Genomic DNA, 20,555 nt, shown 5'->3' with positions numbered 1-20,555 from the left:
GAATGCACCGGACCGTCCAGGAGAGCCCGCCGAATTCCGGCGCCCGCCCGGCGCCGTTCGCGCGCCCGCGCGTGGAAGGATCGAAGGATGGCACCAGTCTCACTGGACGACGTGCGGACGGCCCGCGACCTGCTGCACGACGTGGTCGTCCCGACGCCGCTGCTCCACTCCCCGGCCCTGTCGGACCTGCTCGGCGGCCCCGTCTACCTCAAGTGCGAGAACCTTCAGCGCACCGGCTCGTTCAAGATCCGCGGCGCGTACCTGCGGATCGCGCGGCTGACCGACGCCGAGCGGGCGCGCGGGGTCGTCGCGGCGAGCGCCGGGAACCACGCGCAGGGCGTCGCGCTCGCGGCGGCGACGCTGGGCGCCCGCGCGACCGTCTACATGCCGAAGGGCGCGCCGCTGCCGAAGATCGCCGCGACGACCGGCTACGGCGCCGAGGTCCGCTTCCCCGGCCCGACCGTGGACGAGTGCCTGGTCGCCGCCGAGCGGCACGCCGAGGAGACCGGCGCGGTGTTCATCCACCCGTTCGACCACCCCGACGTCGTCGCGGGGCAGGCCACGATCGGGCTGGAGATCATGGAGCAGCTCCCGGGCGCCGCGACGATCGTCGGCGCGGTCGGCGGCGGGGGCCTCATGGCCGGGATCGCCGCCGCCGTGAAGGCGCTGACGGCCGAGCGCGGCGGCCCGGACGTCAAGATCGTCGGCGCGCAGGCCAAGCGGGCGGCCTCGTTCCCGCCGTCGCTGGCGGCCGGGCGGCCGGTGCGGGTCGAGGTGCGGCCGACGATGGCGGACGGCATCGCGGTCGGCCGGCCGGGCGACCTCACCTACGGCCTCGTCGCCGACCTGGTGGACGCCGTCGTCACGGTCACCGAGGAATCCCTGTCGCAGGCGCTGCTGCTCTGCCTCGAACGGGCCAAGCAGGTCGTGGAGCCCGCCGGGGCCGCCGGGGTGGCGGCCGTCCTGGAGCACGGGTACGCGATCCGGACGCCCGCCGTCGTCCTGCTGTCGGGCGGCAACATCGACCCGCTGCTGCTGTCGCGGCTGCTGCGGCACGGGCTGGCCGGGGCGGGACGGTACCTGGTCGTCCGCTGCCGCCTGAAGGACAAGCCGGGCGCGCTCGTCACGCTGCTCGGCGAGGTGGCCGACCTCGGGGTGAACGTCCTGGACGTCCGGCACGAGCGGGTCGCCGCGCGGCTGCCGGTGGAGGAGGCCGAGGTGGTGATGCACCTGGAGACGCGCGGCGCCGACCACAGCGAGCAGGTGGTCGCCCACCTGCGCGGACGCGGCTACACCGTCACGACGCCCTGACACCGGCCCATACCGGGTATTTATAAGGGAGCGCTTGCGATTCCGCGCGCGGGCCGCGTACCGTGTCCCACATCACGAAACTTGCGTCCTCTAAAATAGGACAGTGAAGGAGGCGCGGCGTGGCACCCCAACGCAGCGGAGCCCCGGAGCCGAAGATCGAGCGTTCGCTCACCCTGCACCTGCGGGGCGACTGGGGCGGTGCCAACCTGCACCGCATCTGCGGCTGGATCGCCCAGGAACTCGCCGACCGGTGCGGCCCGTACACGCGGATCGCGACGTGGAACAGCCGCGGCTTCGTGGACGCCGTCCGCGCCGTCGGACGCGGCGAGGTCCAGGTCGCGCTGGCCACCCCCGCCGCGTTCGTCACGGCCGCGCTGGACGGCCGGGGCCCGTACGCCGACGAGCACTACCCGGACCTGCGCGCCCTCGGCGTCCTGCCGCAGCGCGACCGGCTCGTCGTCGGCGTGCGGCGCTCGTTCGGCGTCCGGACGTTCGCCGAACTGCGCGAGCGCAAGCCCGCGCTGCGCGTCGCGACGTCGGTGAACGACGGCGTCAACCACGTCGGCGTGGCCGCCCACGCCCTGCTGGAGCGCGCCGGCGTGGACGTCACCGGCTGGGGCGGCGAGTTCCTGTCCGACGAGCGCCCGTTCGAGTCCTTCGACCACGTGCTGGCGGGACGCGCGGACGCGATCGTCCACGAGGCCATCATGCTTCCCGCCTGGCAGGAGTTCGGGAAGGACATGCACTTCCTGGAGGTCGAGCCGGACGTCCTGGAGGCGCTGGAGGCCGAGCAGGGCTGGCCCGCCGCCGACGTCGCCGACGGCTACTTCCCCGACACGCCCGCGTTCCGCACCCTCGACTTCTCCGACTTCCTCGTGCTGGCCCGCGCCGACCTCCCCGACGACGTCGCCTACGCCATCGCCTGGGTGCTCGGCGAGACCCGCGAGGTCATCGAGCGCCAGTACCGGCACATCCCGCCCGACCACAGTCCGATCACCTACCCGCTGGACCCGGTCGCGATCGGACGCACCCCCGTCCCGCTGCATCCGGGCGCCGCCGCCTACTACGAGCAGCTCGAAGCCTGACCGCGACCACCGAGGAGGAACGCATGGGGATCGTCCGGGAGGACGTCGCCGTCCTCGGCGCCGACGCGCCGCTGCGCACCGTCGAGCGCGACGAGGACCTGCTGCTCGCCGCGCCGCACCCAGGCCCGATGAAGCTGTGGCGCGATCACGACCCGCTGACCGTCGTCCACTACCCGCAGGAGTACGCCGCGCAGCCGTTCGCGCCGCCGCGCGGCGTCTACGAGAGCGAGTCGATCCGCGTCGAGTGGCAGACGATGAACAACCGTCAGCCCTTCTACCACCGCAACACCGACGTGGACGAGATCTCGTACCAGATCGCCGGTGAGCGGACGCTGATGACCGAGTACGGGGTGATCGAGCACCGTACGGGCGAGTTCTCCCGCCTGCCGCGCGGGCTCGGCCACGACAACTACGGACGCGAGGAGAGCCACCTGCTCTTCTACACGCCCGCGACGGTCGCCGAGGAGCGCGCCGCCGAGCGGACGTCCGAGCCGGTGTTCCCGCCGTTCCCCGGCTGGGAGCCCGGGAACGTCAACGAGGCCGTCACGCAGTGCATGGGCGCGCCCGGCCACGACATCACGGTGTTCCCGATCGACGAGCGGCTGCTGCTCGACCAGGTCCATCGCGAGAAGGAGCGGCTGAACGTCCTGCGCGCCGCCGAGGGCGCCGGGACGACCTGGCTCTACCGCTCGGACGGCTTCCGGCTCGGCGTCGTCCGGCTCGCCGCGTCCGACGGGACGGTCTACCGCCGCACCCTGGACGCCGACGAGGTCCAGTACCAGATCAGCGGCACGCGCACGCTGATCTCGCAGCGCGGGATCGTCGACCTCGGCCCCGGCGACTTCGTCCGGATCCCGCAGGGCCTCGCCCACACGTCCGTCACGTCCGGCGACGCCGAGCACATCGTGCTGCTGTCGGGCCGCGACCTGCCGCAGGTCGCCGCGACGGCCCGGACCGCCGAACCCCCCACCCCCGCGCGGGTCGCCGCCGCGCGCGCCGAAAGGACGAGCCGTTGAGCGAGATGCTGGCCGTGCGGGCGCACGCCGACTCCACCGAGCTGCACGTCACGAAGATCCCGGTGCCCGAGGTCGGGCCGCAGGACGTCCTCGTCCGCGTCGCCGCCGCCGGGCTCGCCCCCGGCATGATGACGCTGCTCGCGCGCGGCGCGTTCCGGCACCTGCCGACGACGCTCGGCCACGAGGCGGCGGGCACCGTCGTCGCGGTCGGCGACCAGGTCACGGGCGTCGCGGAGGGCACGCGGGTGCGCGTCCACCCGAACCTGACGTGCCGGTCGTGCGAGTACTGCCGCACCGACCGCGAGATGATGTGCGCGCAGCAGGCGATGATGGGACACGCGGCGTTCAGTCCCGTGCCGATGCCGCTCTACGCCGAGTACCACGACGGCGGGCTCGCCGAGTACGTCCGCGTCCCGCACTGGCTGGTGGACCCGCTGCCGGACAACGTGAGCTTCGACGTCGGCGCGAAGGTCCACGACCTCGCCAACGCCGTCCGCGCGCTGAAGCTCGCCGACCTGACGCCGGGCGCCACGCTCGTCGTCACGGCCGCGACCGGCACGATGGGCACCGCGACGGTCAAGCTGGCGCCGCACTTCGGCGTCGGCCGGCTCGTCCTCGTCGGACGGTCGGCCGAGCGGCTGGCCGACGTCGCGCGGATCAGCCCGCTGCCCGTCGAGACCGTCGCGTGCGAGAGCCTGCCGGACGGCTGGGAGAAGACCGCCGGCCTGACCCGGCGGCTGCGCGAGATCGTTCCGGGCGGCGCGCACGCGGTGCTCGACTTCGCCCCGGCGGGACGGATGACGGCGCAGTCCATGGCCGCCATGCGCACCGGCGGGACCATCGTCCACATGGGCGCGAGCCAGGAGCCGCTCGACCTGCCCGCCGCGGTCATGATGGTCAACTGCTGGCGGTTCGTGGGCACCCGCGCCTGCACCCGCACCGACGCGCGCGAGGTCCTGGCGCTGCTGGACTCCGGCGCGCTGCGGGTGGACGACCTCATCACGCACCGCTTCCCGCTCACCGACGCGCGGGCGGCCGTCGCGGCGATGCAGAGCCGCACCGAGCCGATCTGGATGGCGGTCGTCAACCCCTAGCAGGGGGCGCCGTTGAGGACGCAGGCGGAGGGCGAGCCGGGCGGCCGGCCCTCCGCCTGGAACCCGAGCTGGACGGTCGCGCCGGGCGCGAGCGGGCCGCCCGTGCCGAGCAGCCGGTTCACGTCGTGGTCGGCGCCGGTGCCCCACGCCCAGGTGATGCGGGCGCCGGGGAACGAGGCGCTCAGGTTCCAGGCGTTCACGGTCGCCTGGCCCGTGTTGACGACCGTGATCTGCCCGACGAAGCCCGAGTCCCAGCGGTCGCTGGTCGTGTAGGTGGCCTGGAGGCCGGTCGTCCGGGTGCGCCCCGGCGGACCCTGGCGGTACGGCGGCCCGTGGTGCTTGTGCCTCTTCCCGATCCCGGGCGCGGACGTCCGGGACGGGCGCGCGGACGCCGTGGCCGACGCCGACGGGGACGCGCTCGGCGACGGCGCGACGGTCTGCGCCTGCGGGCGCTCCTTCGTCCCGGTGGGCGAGACCGGCACGGTCGGCAGCGCGCACCCGTTGCGGCAGTCGCCCGGCGAGCCGCCGGGACGCGGCGCGGAGCCGTCCTCGGAGGCGGCGCGCAGCCCGAACGCGCTCGCGCCGGCGACCGCGACGCCCGCCACGGCCAGGAACACGACGGGCCGGCGGCGCCGCCCGTCCGGCCGCTCGCGGCGCCGTCCGCCCGGAGCGCGCCGCCGCCCTCGCCCGGTGGCCTCCGTCACTCGGATCCCTCGCTTCCGCCCTGCCCGACTTGTCACGGATTCGACGGGAATCTAGCAGGCGGACGATCGACGAGGGCGGCGGACGCGCCTAGTACGTCCGAAGCGCGGGTTTGCCGGACGTGTAGATCCAGTCCTTGAACAGGGCGCCGAGGTCCCGTCCCGACAGCCGCTCGGCGAACCGGACGAAGTCGGCGCTGGACGCGTTCCGTCCCTTGTAGGCGGCGGGCCACTCCTTCAGCAGCCGGAAGAACTTCTCGTCGCCGATCGTCTTCCGGAGCACCTGGAGCGTCATCGCGCCCCGCTCGTAGACGGTCGCGTCGAACAGCCCGTCGCGTCCCGGATCGGCGGTCCTCGGCTTCCACAGGTCGCCGCTGGACGGCGTCCGGTACGCCTTGTCGAAGTTCTTCTGGACGGGCGTGTCCAGGTACTTCGCGGCGTACAGCCACTCGGCGTAGGTGGCGAAGCCCTCGTTCAGCCAGATGTCCTTCCACCGCGCGGGCGTGACGCTGTCGCCGAACCACTGGTGCGCCAGCTCGTGCGCGAGCAGCTCGCCGTCGGGGATCTCGCCGGAGCCCCGGAGGTCGTAGACGGGCCGGCCCTGCGACTCCAGCGCGTACCCGACGCCCGCCTTCACGACGATCCCGCCGGTGGACGAGAACGGGTACCGGCCGAACCGCGTCTCCTCGAACGCGACGACGCTCGCGGTCTGCGCGTTGAAGGCGCGGGCGTTCTTCGCGGAGACCTTCGCCGCGTCCTGGACGGCCGTGACGTTCGTCCGGCCGCCCGCCCGGGTCGCCGTCACCGCGTACTTCCCGATCGCGATCATCGACAGCTCGCTCGCCATCGGGCTGCGCATCTCCCAGCGCGTCGTCACGGCGCCGCCGCGCGCGGACGTCCCGGCCGGGTCGCCGTTCGCCAGCGTCGTGAGGCCCCGCGGCGCCGTCAGCGCGAACGAGTAGGTCGCCTTGTCGCGCGGCGTGTCGTTCACCGGGAACACCGTCGCGGCGCCGGTCGGCTGGTTGAGCATGACGCCGCCGTCCGGCGTGGCGATCCAGCCCGACTCACCGAGCGCCGGATCGTTGATGCCGCGCGGCACGCCCGCGTACGCGACCCGCACCCGGAACCGTGTTCCCTTTCGCAGGCCCCGGCGCGGCGTGATCTGGAGTTCCTGCGCGCCGGTGCGGGCGAACTTGGCCGGACGCCCGTCCACCGCCAGCGCGGAGATCTTCAGCGGGCCGCGGAAGTCCAGGTTGAAGCGGGACAGGTCCTGCGCGGCCGTCGCATTGATCGTCGTGACGGCCCGGATGCCCTTCGTCCCGGGGTCGTACGTGAGGTCGACGGCGTAGTGGGCGACGTCGTAGCCGCCGTTGCCCATGTCGGGGAAGTAGGGATCGCCCGCGCCCGGGGCGCCCGGCGTGAAGTGCGCCGCCGCGTCCGCCGGGAGGGCCGTGACCAGCACGGCCGCCGCGACGGACAGCGCGGCGGCCGGGGTTCGGAATCTCATGGGCCAAGGCTTCCGGCCGGGGCCGCGCCGATCAAGCGCGGCCCGGTCTCGGGTTCGTCAGGACGGCTGGGGCGCGGGCGGCTTGGCGCCGGTGAACAGCCACGCGTCGAAGAACCGGTCCAGATCCTTGCCGGTCTCGCGCTCGGCGAAGGCGACGAAGTCCGTCGAGCCCGCGTTGCGGCCCGCGAACCGGGCGGGCCAGCCGCGCAGGACGCGGAAGAACGCCTTGTCGCCGACGGTCCGGCGCAGCGCCTCCAGCGTCATCGCGCCCCGGTCGTAGATCGCGAAGCCGTCGAACATGCCGCGCTGGCCCGGCTCGCCCGTCCTGATCGTCCACGCCTTGTCGGACGCGGGCTTGGCGTACAGCTTCGCGAACCGCTGCGCCGTGGACTTGCCGCCGTGCGCGGCCGTCCACAGCCACTCGGCGTAGGTCGCGAAGCCCTCGTTCAGCCAGATGTCCTTCCAGCGCGCCACGCTCACGCTGTCGCCGAACCACTGGTGGGCCAGCTCGTGGACGAGGATGATCCGGTCGGTCGTCCCCGGGTACACCGGGCGGTTCTGGGTCTCCAGGGCGTAGCTGACGTCCACGTCGTCGGCGACGCCGCCGGTCGAGCGGAACGGGAAGCGGCCGAACGTCCGGGCCTCCCAGTCGGTGACGGCGGCGGTGTCGCGCTGGAACTTCGCGCCGTTCACGTCCGTCAGGACCGGGTCGACGGCGGTGATCGTCCGGACGCCGCCGGGGGAGCGGCCGTCGCGCACCCGGAACCGCCCGATCGCGACCATCGCCAGGTACGGGGCCATCGGGTGGGACGAGCGCCAGCGGTAGGTCGTCCGGCCGTGCCGCGCCGCGATCCCGGCGGGCTCGCCGTTCGCCAGGGCGCGCAGCCCCTTCGGGACGGTGATCGCGTACGAGAACAGCGCCTTGTCGGACGGGTGGTCGCTCACCGGGAACCACGTCGAGGACCCGACCGGCTGCGACAGCGTGACGGCGCCGTCCTTGGTGCGGATCCAGCCCGTCTGGCCGAGTTCGGGGTCCTTGTTGGCGCCCGGACGCCCGTGGTACGTCACCGCGACGGTGAACTCGTGGCCCTGCGGCAGCCCGCGCGCGGGCGTGATGACGAGTTCGCCGCCGTCGCGCCGGTACCGCGCCCTGGCGCCGTCGACGGTGACCGACCCGATCGTGTTGCCGGCGAAGTCCAGGTCGAAGCGCGACAGGTTCTGGGTGGCGGTGGCCGTGATCCGGGTCGTCGCGGCGATCCGCCGCGTCTTCGGCGTGTACGCGAGCGAGATCGCGTACGACCCGACGTCGAACCCGCCGTTCCCCGCGTTCGGGAAGTACGGATCGCCCGCGCCGGGCGCGCCCGGCGTGAACGGACCGGACAGCGGCAGGACGGCCGCCGTCAGGACGGCGGCGAGCCCGTGGGACGCCACGGGAGGCAGGACCGGGAGCACGTGAGCGGGGCCTTTCCGTCGACCGCGCCCCCCGGCCGGAGAGCGCGCTCAACAGCGTGGCCACGCGCGCGCGGACCTGTCCCGGTCATCCGCACGCCTTTGACCTACCCTTGCCCCCCATTGACCACCCCTTGAGCCCTTGGACTCAGAGCTTGGGGCGGCCTCGGTCGTAGAGCCAGGACTTGAAGAAGGAGTCGAGGTTCTTGCCCGACACCTTCCCCGCCGTCGTGATGAACTCCGGCGTCGTGCCCGTGCCGTGCCGGTGCTCCTTGGCCCAGGTCTGGAGGATCTTGAAGAAGGTGCCGTCGCCGACCTTGAGGCGCAGCGCGTGCAGCGTCATGCCGCCCCGGTCGTACACCGACCGGCCGAACAGGTCGCGGCGGCCCGGGTTGCCCGGCGGGACCTCCCACAGCTCCCCGGCGTTCGGGTTCTTGTAGACGCTGTCGAACTGCTGCTGGACCTTCGGCCCGCCCGCCTTCTCGTTCCACATCCACTCGGCGTAGGTGGCGAAGCCCTCGTTCAGCCAGATGTCCTGCCAGCGGCGCAGCCCGACGCTGTCGCCGAACCACTGGTGGGCCAGCTCGTGCGCGACGACGGACTGCTGCAGCCCGAACGACCCGTACACCGGACGGGTCTGGGTCTCCAGCGCGAAGTCCACCGAGGCGTTGTCGATGAGCCCGCCGCTGGAGGTGAAGGGGAACGCGCCGAACCGCCGCGTCCACTCGTCGGTGACGGCGATGTTCAGCGCGTGGAAGGCGTCGAGGTCGGCGCCCGGCACGGTCGGGTCCACGGCGGTGATCACCGGGATCCCGGCGGGCGTGCGGCCGGTGCGGACCTGGAAGCGGCCGACGTCCACGGTCGCCAGGTAGGTCTGCATCGGGTCGGTGACCTTCCACGTGGTCGTGGACGGCCCCCGGCGGAACCCGGCGGGCACGATGGCGGGGCCGCCGCCCGGGTCGGTGGACGGCGGGACGCCCGGCTGCGTCGGTACCTGGGGCGTTCCACCGCCGCTGCTCGGGATCGGCGACGTCGGCTCGCCGTTGGCGATGGCGGTCAGGCCCTCGGGCACGGTGATGACGAACTCGAACGTCGCCTTGTCCGACGGGTGGTCGTTGGACGGGAACCAGGTGTGCGCGCCGCTCGGCTGGCAGGCGACGAACACGCCGTCCGGCGTGCGGATCCAGCCGTAGCGGCCGAGGACCGGGTCGGTCACCGGACGCGGCGTCCCCGAGTACTTCACGCTGGTGACGAACGTCGCGCCCTTGTTCAGCGGACGCGCCGGGCTGATGACCAGCTCGGTGCCGTCCCGGACGAACCGGGCGGGCGCCCCGTCCACGGTCACCGACGCGACGTCGAGCCCGGTGAGGTCCAGGTCGAACCGGTTCATCTGCTCGGTGGCCTTCGCGGTGATCTCCGCGGTGCCGTCCAGCTCCTTCGGCCCGCCGGGCGTGATCGCCAGCGTCAGCTTGTAGTGCTGGACGTCGTAGCCGCCGTTCCCGTCGCCCGGCGTGTACGGGTCCCCGACCGACGCCTGCCCGCCGGGCCCGGACGCCACGTCCGGCGGCGGCTCGGACGCCGGGTCGGTCGCGACCGCCCGGCAGCCGGCCAGCGCCGCGACGCAGCCGAGCGCGACGGCCGCGGCGGCGCCGCGCAGGGCCGGACGGCGGGGCCGGGGACGGACCGGCGGTGGCGGTGCTACTGGCGAGGACACGGGCCAAGCCTGCCGGTTCGTGACAGGCGCGGCAACTCGGATCTACCGGACGGCGATCAGTACCGTCCGCTGTGCCCGCCGTGCGTCCCGGCCACGAGGACGAGGATCCAGTAGATGATCCAGCCGACGAGCGCGAGGTAGCCGAGGACGAGCCCGGCGAGCGCCATGCCGCGTCCGCGCCGTCCGGTGGCCTGGATCCTGCGGATCGACAGGTGCCCGAGCACGACGGCGACGAGCGAGAGGATCCCGCAGGTGAACAGCCCGACGATCCCGGCGACGAGGCTCCAGATCGCCAGCGGCTCGGTGCGGCCGTCCCCGCCGGGCGGCTGCTGCCCGTAGTACGGGTTGCCGTACGGCGGCTGCTGCTCGCCGTACGGGCTGCCGCCCGGGTAGGGCTGTTGGCCGCCGTACGGGTTCTGCTGCTGCTCCCCGTACTGCGGGTAGTTGGGGTCGCGGGAGTACGACGGCGGCCGGGGCTGCTCGGGCTGGTCCCCGGGCTGTCCAGAATCATGCGGCGGTTGCGTCATATCGGTAGAAGTCCCCCAACGCACCGGCCGGACGGCACCGGTTGACCAGGACTTGGGCCGCCGCCAGGGCAAAGGTTGCCCGCCGGTGACCCGCTAGAGGTTCCCGCGCGCCTCCTGCTCCCGCTCGATCGCCTCGAACAGCGCCTTGAAGTTGCCCTTGCCGAACCCGAGCGACCCGTGCCGCTCGATCAGCTCGTAGAACACGGTCGGACGGTCCTGGACGGGCTGGGTGAAGATCTGGAGCAGGTAGCCGTCCTCGTCCCGGTCCACGAGGACGCCCCGCGAGCGCAGCTCCTCCACCGGCACCCGCACCTCGCCGATCCGGGCGCGCAGCTCGGGGTCGTCGTAGTAGGACGCGGGCGTGGACAGGAACGCGACGCCCGCCGCGCGCATCCGGTCCACCGACGCGAGGATGTCGTCGGTGGCGAGCGCGATGTGCTGCACGCCGGGACCGCCGTAGAACTCCAGGTACTCGTCGATCTGGGAGCGGCGCGGCCCGTCGGCGGGCTCGTTGAGCGGGAACTTGACGCGGCGCGAGCCGTCCGCGACGACCTTGGACATGAGCGCGGAGTACTCGGTGGCGATGTCGTCGCCGACGAACTCGGCCATGTCGGTGAAGCCCATGACGCGGTGGTAGTAGTCGGCCCACTCGTCCATGCGCTCCACATTGCCGACGCAGTGGTCGATGCCGGTGAAGAACGGACGGTCCGGCGCCGCGGCCACGGGATCGGCGGCGACGAATCCCGGCAGGTAGGGGCCGCTGTAGTTGGACCGGTCCACCAGCGAGTGGCGGGTCTCGCCGTACGTCGCGACGGCCGCGAGCACGACCTTGCCGTACTCGTCCTCCAGGACGTGCGGCTCCTCCACGCCGGTCGCGCCCCGCTCCAGCGCGTGCCGGTAGGCCGCCGCGACGTCCGGCACCGCGATGGCGAGGTCGGTCACGCCGTCGCCGTGCGCCGCGACGTGGCGGCCGAGATCGGTGCCCGCGCGCACCGGTCCCCGGAGCACGAACCGGGCCGTCCCGGACTCCAGGACGTGCACCGCCTCGTCCGGGCTCCCGTTCTCGGGGCCGCGATAGGCGACGCGGCGCATGCCGAAGGCGGTCGAGTAGAAGTGGGCGGCCTGACGCGCGTTGCCGACCGCGAACACGACGGCGTCCATGCCCAGCACCGGGAAGTCATCCATGACCCCAATGTCGACAACGCACGGCAGAGTGCGCAAGAGTAGTCGGAAACACTGGACAACCTGCCCAGCCAACGCACGAATCCACCGGACGATCTGCACAGACTGACCACGGGAGAGGACATGTCCCCGATCGACGCCCTCGACGCCCGCGTCCTGGAGCTGTTCGCCGCCGAGCCCCGGATCGGCGTGCTGGAGGCGTCCCGGCGGCTCGGCGTCGCGCGCGGGACCGTCCAGGCCCGGCTGGACCGGCTGGCGCGCACCGGCGTCGTCCGAGGCTTCGGCCCGGAGATCGACCCGGCCGCGCTCGGCTACGCGGTCACGGCGTTCGTCACGCTCCAGCTCGCGCAGGGCCGGGGGCACGACCCGGTCGCGGCGCGGCTCGCCGCAGTCCCCGAGGTCATCGAGGCGCACACGATCACCGGGTCCGCCGACATGCTCTGCCGCGTCGTCGCGCGCGGCAACCGCGACCTCCAGCGCGTCATCGACATGATCGTCGCGGTGCGGGGCGTCGAGCGCGCGTCCACGGTGATCTCGCTGGCCGACCAGATCCCGCACCGGACGCTCCCGCTCGTCCGCGCCGCCGCGCAGCAGCCCTGAAACGACGACGGACCCGCCGCGGCGCGCGCGGCGGGTCCGTCGGGGGTCCTGCGATCAGCCCCCCTGGTACGGGGTGGCGTCCAGGATCTCGACCGTCATGCTCCGGCCGTTCGGCAGCGAGTACGTGGCCTTGTCGCCGACCCGCTTGCCGTTGATCGCGGCGCCGAGCGGGGACTTCGGCGAGTAGACGTCGATCGGCCCGCTCTCCTCGCGGGACGCGAGCAGGAACGTGACCTCCTCGTCGTCGCCCTCGAAGGCGATGGTGACCGTCATCCCGGGGCCGACGACGCCCTCGGCGCGCGGCGCCTCACCGATCCGGGCGTTCTCCAGGATGCCCTGGAGCTGGAGGATGCGGCCCTCGATCTTGCCCTGCTCCTCCTTGGCCGCGTGGTAGCCGCCGTTCTCCCGGAGGTCGCCCTCCTCGCGAGCGGCCTCGATCTTCTTCGCGATCTCGGTGCGCCCCGGGCCAGACAGATGGTCCAGCTCGTTCTTGAGCCGGTCGTACGCCTCCTGGGTGAGCCAGGTGACGTTGTCAGCGCGGGTCTCGGTCACGGGTACTCCTCATCACATGGTGCGATCGTCGCACGCCCCGGACGGGCGGGGGCTCACATCGCCGGCAAGTGCGGCCGGATGAAATCTCAAGCCTATCCGGTGCGTGCGGGTAAAGGTTCCCTTAACGGGTGGTTCGCAATCCGTCCACGGCGTTCGGCTTCACCTGGCGTTTCGCCGGTGGGGCGCCGAGCGCGGGAACGGTCCCGGGATCAGACGGTCCGGCAGTCCCGGATCCGCGCCCCGGTCGCCTTGCGCGGCGTGGTCAGCGTCTGCTCGGCGGCGAGGCGCTCGCGTCCCGCCGGGACGATCACCTCGCGTCGGGCCAGGACCTCGAAGTTGGCGTCGAAGGCGTCCACCACGCACCGCACCCGCTCGTCCTTCGGCTTGACCACCGTGTACGAGACGTCAACGGCGGACGCGCTCCGGATGTTCCAGGCCGTGGCCTCGGCCGAGATGCCCGGCGTCTGCCCGACGTTCGCGTAGATCACCGCCCAGCCGGCCGCGAAGACGGCCGTCAGCCCGCCGATCACGATCCAGCCCAGCGGGCCGAGACCGCGCTTGTCCCGGGCCGGGGCCGCGGGGTCGGTCGCCGGTCCGGACGGTGCGCTGAGGGTCATCGCGTCGGAATCTCTCTGCGGGGTTCGGGCGTTGTCATGGACAATTCTCGTCTGCCGCGCCGGATGCTCCGAACCGGGGTGCCCCTCCGGCGCGTCCTGACGTTTCCACGATCGCGTTGACGAGGGAGTCCCACGGTGACCGAGGCCCTGGACCGCGCCGCCCCCGACCCGAGCCCGGGGGCCGGGAACCGGCTGCGGCTGATGGCGGTGCACGCCCACCCCGACGACGAGTCCAGCAAGGGCGCGGCGACGATGGCCCGCTACGCCGCCGAGGGCGTGGACGTCCTCGTCGTCACCTGCACCGGGGGCGAGCGCGGCAGCATCCTGAACCCGGCGATGGACCGGCCGGAGATCGAGGCCGACATCGGCCGCGTCCGCACCGAGGAGATGGCGCGCGCCCGGGAGATCCTCGGCGTCGAGCAGCGCTGGCTCGGCTTCGTGGACTCCGGCTTCCCCGAGGGCGACCCGCCGCCCCCGCTGCCCGAGGGCTGTTTCGCGCTGGAGCCGCTGGAGACGGCCGCCGAGCCGCTGGTGCGGGCGATGCGCGAGTTCCGCCCGCACGTCGTGCTGACCTATGACGAGAAGGGCGGCTACCCGCATCCGGACCACGTGAAGTGCCACGAGGTGTCGGTGGAGGCGTTCGACGCGGCGGGCGACCCCGAGCGCTATCCCGGGACGGGCGAGCCCTGGCAGCCCCTCAAGCTCTACTACCACATGAGCTTCAGCAAGGAGCGGACGCTCGCGTTGCACGACGCCATGGTCGGCGCGGGCCTGGAGTCGCCCTACGCCGAGTGGCTGGCCCGGTTCGCCGAGGACGACGCCCCGCCACCGTGGCAGGTCACGACCCGCGTCCCGTGCGGCGACTACTTCGAGACCCGCGACCGGGCGCTGCTGGCCCACGCCACCCAGATCGACCCGAACGGGTTCTGGTTCCAGGTCCCGCTGGACCTCCAGCGCGAGCACTGGCCGACCGAGGACTACCATCTGGCCAGGTCCCTGGTCGATACCGAGGTGCCGGAGGACGACCTGTTCGCCGGCGTCCGGGAGAAGGTGTTTTCGTAGTGCGAACCCTCGCCGTCCCCGTCCACGCGATCCCGCTGAACGACGACACGGTCTCCCCGGGCCTGCTCGGCTTCGGGGTGTTCCTGCTGCTCGCGGTCGCGCTGGTCTTCCTCGTCCGCTCGATGAACAAGCGGCTGCGGCGCATCGACGCCGCGCGCAACAAGGAGCTGTGGGAGGCGGACGAGGCCCCCGCCGAGAACCCCCGCTGACGCGGAACGGGTCCCCGTCCCCCGGCGCGGTGGGGGGCGGAGACCCGCGGGTCCTACTTGGGCGTCTGCCCGGTCATCTCCGACAGGCAGGCGCGCGTCGCCTCCTGCACCTTCTGCGCGTCCTGCTTGGCCGAGGCCGACGCGCTCGGCCCGGGGCTCGGCAGGACGACGCCGTGCTGCTTCATGCACGCGGTGAACTTGTCGGCGGCCTTCTTGATGTCCGCGCTGGTCGACGGCGTCGGGAACGGCGGGCTCGCCGGGGTGCCGGCGGCCGTGGGCGCGGTTCCGCTCGGGGCCGCCGCCTTCTCCCCTCCGCCGGAGCCGCCGCAGCCGGCGAGACCGAGGACGAGCGCCGGAACGAGGGCGGCGACGGCGAGATGACTGCGGTTCATGGGTGCCTCTCTGCGGGTGGGAGCGCCATGATGCGCGGCGCGGGCTTCCCTCCGATACCGGCCCTCCCGAACAAACGCGGACGGCGTTTTAGCACCTGGGCACACATTTCCGAGCCATCTGGACGTAACAGGACGCTCCGGACAAGCCATGCTCCCGTCTCCCCGACACCAGCCAACACTCGCCTCCCACGGGGTTTCAGCGGCGCCGCGCCCCTGGTAGACAGGAGGTCCCGGCGGCCCCGCCGGTCCCGAGCGACCGAGGAAGCCTGATGAAACGGACGACCGACGGCCGGGGACCGTCGCCGCTCCCGGCGCCGTCCGGCGTCACGGCCGCCGCCGTGTTCCGGCCCGTCCGATCGGGCAACGCGTTCGAGGAGACGGTCGAGCGGCTGCTCCAGGCGATCAAGCTCGGCGTCCTGGACCACGGCGACCGGCTGCCGCCCGAGCGCGAGCTGGCGCCGCTGCTCGGCATCGGCCGGGTCACGCTGCGCGAGGCGATCCACGTCCTCCAGCAGGAGGGTTACGTCGAGTCGCGGCGCGGCCGGTCGGGCGGCACGTTCGTCGTCTACCGGCGGCCCAAGCCCCGCGAGGACGACCTGCGCCGCGCCGTCGCGCGCATGGGCGACCGCCTGTCGGACACGCTGACCTTCCGGATGGCCGTGGAGACCGGCGCGGTCGAGGCCCTCGCCACCTCGTCGCTCAGCTCCGACCAGCGGACGCTGCTGCGCACCCGGCTGGCGGAGGTCAACGCGGCCCGGCCCGGCGAGTACCGGCGCCTCGACACGGTGTTCCACCTGACGATCGCGGAGCTGACGGGCTCGCGGCTGCTGGCCAACGCGTGCGCCGACGCCCGGATGCGCGTGACCGACCTGCTGAACGCGATCCCCGTCCTCGGCCCGAACATCGAGCACGCCGCGGCCCAGCACGCGGCCATCGTGGACGCGGTCCTGCTCGGCGATCCGGTGGCCGCCCGGACGGCCGTCGCCGAGCACCTGGAGGCCACCGCGTCGCTGCTGCGGGGCTTCCTCGGCTAGCCGCGCGCATGACGTACGCTGAGGACGTTCCTGAAGATCGCGGAGGGCGACGCGCATGATCTGGCTGGCCGGTGTGCTGATCCTTTTCTTCGGCCTGCTGGTGTCCATCGCGCTGCACGAGCTGGGGCACTTCTCGTTCGCCAAGCTGTTCGGCGTCCGCGTCCCGCAGTACATGGTCGGCTTCGGCCCGACGCTGTGGTCGAAGACCAAGGGCGAGACCGAGTACGGCGTCAAGTGGATCCCGCTCGGCGGCTACATCCGCATGATCGGGATGCTGCCGCCCCGGCGCGGCGACGCGTCCGGCAAGGTCCGCAGCGTCAGCACCGGCCCGTGGCAGGGCCTCATCGAGTCGGCGCGCGGCGCGGCCCTGGAAGAGGTGCGGCCCGGCGACGAGGACCGCGTCTTCTACAGCAAGAAGTGGTGGCAGAAGCTCATCATCATGTTCGCGGGCCCGGCCGTGAACCTGGTGCTCGCCGTCGTGATCTTCGCGTTCCTGCTGATGGGGCTCGGCGCGCAGACGCTCAAGACCGACCCGGTGGTGAGCAGCGTCGCCAAGTGCGTCGTCCCGGCGACGTCCACGGCCGAGACGTGCCCGTCCGACGCGCCGCTCACCCCGGCCGCCAAGGCGGGCCTCCAGGCGGGTGACACCTTCGTCACCTTCGACGGGCGGAAGGTCACCGACTACGCGCAGGTGCAGGAGCTGATCCGGCAGTCGGCGGGCAGGACCGTCACGCTCGGGCTGCGCCGCCACGGCGCGGACGTCACCACGCGCGTCTCGATCATCCCGAACCGGATGCCCGACCTGAAGGACGAGAACAAGACCGTCACCGTCGGGTACCTCGGCATCGCCCCGGTCACCCACGTCGCCTACGAGCGGCAGGGGCCGGGCGCCGTCGCCCGCTACATCGGCCAGCTGACGTCCCACACGGCGGGCGCGCTGGTGCGGATGCCGCAGCGGATGGTCGGCGTCTGGCACGCGGCGTTCGGCGGCGAGAAGCGCGACCCGAACGGCCCGATCGGCGTCGTCGGCGTCAGCCGGCTCGGCGGCGAGGTCGCGGCGGCGCACGAGCCGGTGAAGACCAAGGTCTGGCTGCTGATCAGCCTGATCGGGTCGCTGAACCTCGCGGTCGGGCTGTTCAACCTGATCCCGCTGCTGCCGCTGGACGGCGGGCACATGGCGGGCGCGCTGCTGGAGGCGCTGAAGAAGGCGTTCGCGCGGGTGTTCAGCCGTCCCGACCCCGGGCCGGTGGACGTCGCCAAGGCGCTGCCCGTCACCTACGTCATGGCGGCGGTCCTGATCGTCATGGGCGGGCTGCTGATCTACGCGGACCTGTTCAACCCGATCCGGCTGTCGGGCTAGCGCCCGTCGCGCGGAAGGCGCGCAGCCCGGCCAGGTACGGCGCGACGTCCAGGCCCTGCTGCGTCAGCCACGCGTCCGAGCCGTAGGTGTGGGCGTAGCGGTCGGCGCCGTCGCAGATCAGCGTGACGACGCTGCCGCGCTCGCCGCGCTCGACCATCTCCGCGATGAGCAGCGCGGCGCCCCACAGGTTCGTGCCGGTGGAGCCGCCGACGCCGAGCCCGGTGACCTCGGCGGCCCAGCGCATCCCGGCGACGGACGCGGCGTCCGGCACCCGGATCATCCGGTCGATCACCGACGGCAGGAACGACGGCTCGACGCGCGGGCGCCCGATGCCCTCGATCCGCGAGCCGGGCGCGGTGCCGTCGGTCGCGCCGCGCTCGTAGGCGTCGAAGAACGCCGAGCCCTCGGGGTCCACGACGGCGACGCGGGTGGCGAACCGGCGGTAGCGGGCGTAGCGGCCGAGGGTGGCGGACGTCCCGCCCGTCCCGGCCCCGACGACGATCCAGGACGGCTCCGGATACCGCTCCAGCGCCATCTGCTCGAAAATGGCCTCGGCGATGTTGTTGTTGCCCCGCCAGTCCGTGGCGCGCTCGGCGTAGGTGAACTGGTCCATGAAGTGGCCGTCGCACTCGCGGGCCAGCCGGTGGGACTCGGCGTAGATGGCCGACGGGTCGTCCACGAGGTGGCAGCGCCCGCCGTAGAACTCGATGAGCGCGATCTTCTCCGGGCTGGTGGACGCGGGCATGACCGCGACGAACGGCAGCCCGAGCAGCCGCGCGAAGTACGCCTCGCTGACCGCCGTCGACCCGCTGGACGCCTCGATGATCGTGGTGCCCTCGCAGATCCAGCCGTTGGCGAGGCCGTACAGGAACAGCGACCGCGCGAGCCGGTGCTTCAGCGACCCGGTCGGGTGGACGGACTCGTCCTTGAGGTACAGGTCGACGCCCCACGCGGCGGGCAGCGGGAAGACGTGCAGGTGCGTGTCGGCGCTGCGGTTGGCGTCGGCCTCGACGACGCGGACGGCCTCGGCGATCCACGCGCGGCGGCCGGGGTCGCAGCGGTCGGCGAAGTGGCCCATCCCCGCAGCGTACTGAGCCGCCCTGAAGCGTCAGCTCACCGGGCGCGGGCGGGGAACGCGAACCACGACGGCGCGTTCGGCGTCCCGACCTGGAAGCGCGGGCCCGGCGCGGTGAACGGCAGCAGCACCGGGCAGCGCTCCCGCGTCCGGTACGCCGGACGGGGCTCGGGCCGCTCGGGGCCGCCGCGCAGCACCAGCGGGTGGTAGACGGGCCGGGGCTCGGGCGCGGCGGCCGTGTCCCGGGTCCCAGCGGCGGGCGGCACCTTGTTCGGCGGCGGGCACACCCGGTCCGGCCCGGGACTGGCCAGCGCGGCCGTGCCGAGGGCCGCGCCGATCGTCGGCGCCGCGAGCGCGGCCCCGGCGAGCGCGGCCGGCAGGATGATCGCCATGCGGGTACCCATCGTCACCTCCGTACGACACCGGGTGACCATCCTCGCGGAGCGCGCCCGGCCCGTCCGGGACCGACAGGTAAAACCTCAGTCGATCACCGGGGCGACGGCGCGCACGGTCTCGACGGTGTCGGCGTCCGCCGCGCGCTTGTCCGGCCGGTAGCGCAGGACGCGCGCGAACCGCAGCGCCATCCCGCCGGGGTAGCGGGTGCTGCGCTGGACGCCGTCGAACGCGATCTCCACGACCAGCTCGGGCCGCACCCGGACGGTGTGCGCGTCCTCGTCCACGGCCAGCTCCCGCAGCCGCTCGGTCTGCCAGGCCAGCAGCTCGTCGGTCATGCCCTTGAACGTCTTGCCGAGCATGACGAACTCCCCGGTCGCCGCGTCGCGCGCGCCGAGGTGCAGGTTGGACAGGTAGCCGCGCCGCCGCCCGTGCCCCCACTCGGCGGCGAGGACGACGAGGTCGAGCGTGTGGCGGGGCTTCACCTTGATCCAGCCCGCGCCGCGCCGCCCGGCCGTGTAGGGCGTGTCCAGCGACTTGACGACGACGCCCTCGTGCCCGCGCTCCACGGCCTCGGCGAACAGGTCGGCGGCGCGGGCGGGGTCGGCGGTGACCAGGCGCGGCATCCGCAGCTCCTCGGGGACGACCCGGGCGAGCGCCGCGTGCCGTTCCGTGCCCGGACGGTCGAGCAGGTCCTCGCCGTCCAGGTGCAGGACGTCGAACAGGAACACCGACAGTGGGACGGGCCCCTCGGCGCGCCGGGTGGCGGCGCGGGCGGCGGTGACCTGGAACGGGTGCGGGGTGCCGTCGGGGCGGAGCGCGATCAGCTCGCCGTCCAGCACCGCGTCGCGCACCGGCAGCCGGGACAGGACGGCCGTGACCTCGGGCAGCCGCACGGTGATCTCGTCCAGCGTGCGGGTGAACACGCGGACCTCGCCGCCGGTGATGTGGATCTGGGCGCGGATGCCGTCGAGCTTCCACTCCACGGCGGCGGGGCCGTCGAGGCGGGCGAGGGCGGCGGGCAGGTCGGGCTCGGACGCGGCGAGCATCGGCTTCACGGGCCGTCCGACCTCCAGCCCGAACGCGGCCAGCCCTTCTTCCCCGGACGCGAGCGCGGCGGTCGCGACGGCGCCGAGCGAGCCGCGCAGCATGACCGCGCGGCGCACGGCGGCGGCCGGGACGGCGGCGGCGCCCGCGACGGCGTCGGCCATGACCCCGTCCAGCGCGCCCTGCCGCAGCTCGCCCGACAGCAGCCGGACGAGGAACCACTGCTCGTCCCGGGTGGCGCGGGCGAACAGCGCCGCGACCAGCTCCCGCCGCCGCGCGACCGACCCCGGCCCGGCGACGGCGCCGATGGCGGAGAAGGCGGCGTCCACCTCGGCTACCGTCAGCGTGGCGTCCGCGGCGGGCGCGGGCAGGTCGCGCAGGGCCGCGTAGCCGACCCCGATCTGCCGCTGCGGCAGCTCGCCGGACAGGTAGGCGACGACGGTCGCGGCCTCGGCGGGTTCCGCGTCGCGCAGGCAGGCGGCGAGCGCGGCGGCCTTGGCGCGCCGCGACGCGGTGCCCGCGACCGTCCCGGACGTTCGCGCGATCTCGGAGAGCAGCACGTTCCCATTGTGGAGCGCAGGTACGACACTCGGATCGTCCGGGTGCGGGACGGTGACCGGATCGCCTT

At 73.4% G+C, this 20,555-nt stretch carries 21 protein-coding genes; 9 read left to right on the top strand and 12 right to left on the bottom strand.

The features are described from left to right. The first annotated feature begins 87 nt into the window (after nucleotides 1-87). The 4 genes from ilvA to GQ466_RS18955 all read left to right on the top strand — a co-directional run bounded on the left by ilvA (nucleotide 88) and on the right by GQ466_RS18955 (nucleotide 4,506). Nucleotides 88-1,311 (top strand): threonine ammonia-lyase, encoded by a 1,224-nt coding sequence (gene ilvA / locus GQ466_RS18970; protein ID WP_161104293.1) that lies wholly within the window; start codon nucleotides 88-90, stop codon nucleotides 1,309-1,311. Nucleotides 1,312-1,430: 119 nt separating this feature from the next. Further along, nucleotides 1,431-2,396 carry a TAXI family TRAP transporter solute-binding subunit gene (locus GQ466_RS18965; protein WP_161104292.1) on the top strand — a complete coding sequence of 322 codons (966 nt, stop codon included), beginning with the start codon at nucleotides 1,431-1,433 and terminating at the stop codon, nucleotides 2,394-2,396. A 23-nt stretch (nucleotides 2,397-2,419) separates the two neighbouring features. After that, a complete protein-coding gene (locus GQ466_RS18960; protein ID WP_161104291.1) occupies nucleotides 2,420-3,412 on the top strand; it encodes a cupin domain-containing protein in 993 nt (330 codons plus the stop codon). 5 nt (nucleotides 3,413-3,417) lie between these two features. After that, nucleotides 3,418-4,506, top strand: coding sequence for an alcohol dehydrogenase catalytic domain-containing protein (locus tag GQ466_RS18955; protein WP_237418173.1), 1,089 nt, complete (start codon nucleotides 3,418-3,420; stop codon nucleotides 4,504-4,506). On the opposite strand, the gene GQ466_RS18950 is transcribed toward GQ466_RS18955, so the two are convergent. The 6 genes from GQ466_RS18950 to hppD all read right to left on the bottom strand — a co-directional run bounded on the left by GQ466_RS18950 (nucleotide 4,503) and on the right by hppD (nucleotide 11,589). Further along, nucleotides 4,503-5,210: a cellulose binding domain-containing protein gene (locus tag GQ466_RS18950; RefSeq protein WP_161104289.1), complete on the bottom strand. Its 708-nt coding sequence runs from the start codon at nucleotides 5,208-5,210 to the stop codon at nucleotides 4,503-4,505. The two genes, GQ466_RS18955 and GQ466_RS18950, sit on opposite strands and share 4 nt — an antisense overlap. Before the next feature lie 88 nt (nucleotides 5,211-5,298). After that, nucleotides 5,299-6,714, bottom strand: coding sequence for a M1 family metallopeptidase (locus tag GQ466_RS18945; protein ID WP_161104288.1), 1,416 nt, complete (start codon nucleotides 6,712-6,714; stop codon nucleotides 5,299-5,301). Nucleotides 6,715-6,771: 57 nt separating this feature from the next. Then, nucleotides 6,772-8,145, bottom strand: coding sequence for a M1 family metallopeptidase (locus GQ466_RS18940; RefSeq protein ID WP_337193539.1), 1,374 nt, complete (start codon nucleotides 8,143-8,145; stop codon nucleotides 6,772-6,774). Between the two features lie 166 nt (nucleotides 8,146-8,311). Continuing rightward, nucleotides 8,312-9,877: a M1 family aminopeptidase gene (locus tag GQ466_RS18935; protein WP_161104286.1), complete on the bottom strand. Its 1,566-nt coding sequence runs from the start codon at nucleotides 9,875-9,877 to the stop codon at nucleotides 8,312-8,314. 56 nt (nucleotides 9,878-9,933) lie between these two features. After that, on the bottom strand, nucleotides 9,934-10,404 hold the full coding sequence (locus tag GQ466_RS18930) for a DUF4190 domain-containing protein (RefSeq protein ID WP_161104285.1): 471 nt from the start codon (nucleotides 10,402-10,404) through the stop codon (nucleotides 9,934-9,936). 93 nt (nucleotides 10,405-10,497) lie between these two features. Then, a complete protein-coding gene (hppD, locus tag GQ466_RS18925; protein ID WP_161104284.1) occupies nucleotides 10,498-11,589 on the bottom strand; it encodes a 4-hydroxyphenylpyruvate dioxygenase in 1,092 nt (363 codons plus the stop codon). 120 nt (nucleotides 11,590-11,709) lie between these two features. Here hppD and GQ466_RS18920 point away from each other — a divergent pair, with 120 nt between their 5' ends. Continuing rightward, nucleotides 11,710-12,186, top strand: coding sequence for an Lrp/AsnC family transcriptional regulator (locus tag GQ466_RS18920; protein ID WP_202420729.1), 477 nt, complete (start codon nucleotides 11,710-11,712; stop codon nucleotides 12,184-12,186). Between the two features lie 54 nt (nucleotides 12,187-12,240). Here the strand turns inward: GQ466_RS18920 and greA are convergent, their stop codons facing one another. Beyond that, entirely contained in the window at nucleotides 12,241-12,738 is a 498-nt protein-coding gene (gene greA / locus GQ466_RS18915; RefSeq protein WP_161104283.1) for a transcription elongation factor GreA, read from the bottom strand. A gap of 209 nt (nucleotides 12,739-12,947) precedes the next feature. Continuing rightward, a complete protein-coding gene (locus GQ466_RS18910; protein ID WP_161104282.1) occupies nucleotides 12,948-13,355 on the bottom strand; it encodes a DUF4307 domain-containing protein in 408 nt (135 codons plus the stop codon). Between the two features lie 201 nt (nucleotides 13,356-13,556). Here GQ466_RS18910 and mca point away from each other — a divergent pair, with 201 nt between their 5' ends. Both mca and GQ466_RS30895 read left to right on the top strand, forming a co-directional pair. Next, a complete protein-coding gene (mca, locus tag GQ466_RS18905; protein WP_161104387.1) occupies nucleotides 13,557-14,417 on the top strand; it encodes a mycothiol conjugate amidase Mca in 861 nt (286 codons plus the stop codon). Continuing rightward, nucleotides 14,417-14,626 (top strand): hypothetical protein, encoded by a 210-nt coding sequence (locus tag GQ466_RS30895; RefSeq protein ID WP_202420728.1) that lies wholly within the window; start codon nucleotides 14,417-14,419, stop codon nucleotides 14,624-14,626. Before mca ends, GQ466_RS30895 begins: the two co-directional genes overlap by 1 nt. Nucleotides 14,627-14,679: 53 nt before the next feature. On the opposite strand, the gene GQ466_RS18900 is transcribed toward GQ466_RS30895, so the two are convergent. Further along, nucleotides 14,680-15,018 carry a hypothetical protein gene (locus GQ466_RS18900; protein WP_161104281.1) on the bottom strand — a complete coding sequence of 113 codons (339 nt, stop codon included), beginning with the start codon at nucleotides 15,016-15,018 and terminating at the stop codon, nucleotides 14,680-14,682. 269 nt (nucleotides 15,019-15,287) lie between these two features. Between GQ466_RS18900 and GQ466_RS18895 the strand changes: the two genes are divergently transcribed. Together GQ466_RS18895 and GQ466_RS18890 are read left to right on the top strand one after the other, a co-directional pair. Continuing rightward, nucleotides 15,288-16,052, top strand: a complete 765-nt coding sequence (locus GQ466_RS18895) for a FadR/GntR family transcriptional regulator (protein ID WP_161104280.1) — start codon at nucleotides 15,288-15,290, stop codon at nucleotides 16,050-16,052. Nucleotides 16,053-16,107: 55 nt separating this feature from the next. Next, the gene (locus tag GQ466_RS18890; protein WP_161104279.1) at nucleotides 16,108-17,412 is read left to right on the top strand and encodes a M50 family metallopeptidase; all 1,305 of its coding nucleotides are present in this window, start codon (nucleotides 16,108-16,110) and stop codon (nucleotides 17,410-17,412) included. Here GQ466_RS18890 and cds1 read toward each other — a convergent pair. The 3 genes from cds1 to GQ466_RS18875 form a co-directional block, all read right to left on the bottom strand. Next, nucleotides 17,387-18,490 carry an L-cysteine desulfhydrase Cds1 gene (gene cds1 / locus GQ466_RS18885; protein WP_161104278.1) on the bottom strand — a complete coding sequence of 368 codons (1,104 nt, stop codon included), beginning with the start codon at nucleotides 18,488-18,490 and terminating at the stop codon, nucleotides 17,387-17,389. The two genes, GQ466_RS18890 and cds1, sit on opposite strands and share 26 nt — an antisense overlap. A 35-nt stretch (nucleotides 18,491-18,525) precedes the next feature. Further along, nucleotides 18,526-18,891 (bottom strand): hypothetical protein, encoded by a 366-nt coding sequence (locus GQ466_RS18880; RefSeq protein WP_161104277.1) that lies wholly within the window; start codon nucleotides 18,889-18,891, stop codon nucleotides 18,526-18,528. Between the two features lie 75 nt (nucleotides 18,892-18,966). After that, entirely contained in the window at nucleotides 18,967-20,487 is a 1,521-nt protein-coding gene (locus GQ466_RS18875) for an ATP-dependent DNA ligase (protein ID WP_161104276.1), read from the bottom strand. Nucleotides 20,488-20,555 lie beyond the last annotated feature (68 nt).

The sequence above is a fragment of the Actinomadura rayongensis genome, from assembly GCF_009831215.1.
Classification (GTDB): domain Bacteria; phylum Actinomycetota; class Actinomycetes; order Streptosporangiales; family Streptosporangiaceae; genus Spirillospora; species Spirillospora rayongensis.
This window is presented reverse-complemented; position numbering and strand designations above follow the sequence as displayed.

Excerpts from the sequence above, each read along its gene's own strand:
- GQ466_RS18900 (WP_161104281.1), bottom strand. The coding sequence starts at position 15,018 with ATGAACCGCAGTCATCTCGCCGTCGCCGCCCTCGTTCCGGCGCTCGTC.
- mca (WP_161104387.1), top strand. The coding sequence starts at position 13,557 with ATGGCGGTGCACGCCCACCCCGACGACGAGTCCAGCAAGGGCGCGGCG.
- GQ466_RS18880 (WP_161104277.1), bottom strand. The coding sequence starts at position 18,891 with ATGGGTACCCGCATGGCGATCATCCTGCCGGCCGCGCTCGCCGGGGCC.
- GQ466_RS18945 (WP_161104288.1), bottom strand. The coding sequence starts at position 6,714 with ATGAGATTCCGAACCCCGGCCGCCGCGCTGTCCGTCGCGGCGGCCGTG.
- GQ466_RS18955 (WP_237418173.1), top strand. The coding sequence starts at position 3,418 with ATGCTGGCCGTGCGGGCGCACGCCGACTCCACCGAGCTGCACGTCACG.
- ilvA (WP_161104293.1), top strand. The coding sequence starts at position 88 with ATGGCACCAGTCTCACTGGACGACGTGCGGACGGCCCGCGACCTGCTG.
- cds1 (WP_161104278.1), bottom strand. The coding sequence starts at position 18,490 with ATGGGCCACTTCGCCGACCGCTGCGACCCCGGCCGCCGCGCGTGGATC.
- GQ466_RS18930 (WP_161104285.1), bottom strand. The coding sequence starts at position 10,404 with ATGACGCAACCGCCGCATGATTCTGGACAGCCCGGGGACCAGCCCGAG.
- GQ466_RS18895 (WP_161104280.1), top strand. The coding sequence starts at position 15,288 with ATGAAACGGACGACCGACGGCCGGGGACCGTCGCCGCTCCCGGCGCCG.
- GQ466_RS18890 (WP_161104279.1), top strand. The coding sequence starts at position 16,108 with ATGATCTGGCTGGCCGGTGTGCTGATCCTTTTCTTCGGCCTGCTGGTG.
- GQ466_RS18960 (WP_161104291.1), top strand. The coding sequence starts at position 2,420 with ATGGGGATCGTCCGGGAGGACGTCGCCGTCCTCGGCGCCGACGCGCCG.
- GQ466_RS18910 (WP_161104282.1), bottom strand. The coding sequence starts at position 13,355 with ATGACCCTCAGCGCACCGTCCGGACCGGCGACCGACCCCGCGGCCCCG.
- hppD (WP_161104284.1), bottom strand. The coding sequence starts at position 11,589 with ATGGATGACTTCCCGGTGCTGGGCATGGACGCCGTCGTGTTCGCGGTC.
- GQ466_RS18920 (WP_202420729.1), top strand. The coding sequence starts at position 11,710 with ATGTCCCCGATCGACGCCCTCGACGCCCGCGTCCTGGAGCTGTTCGCC.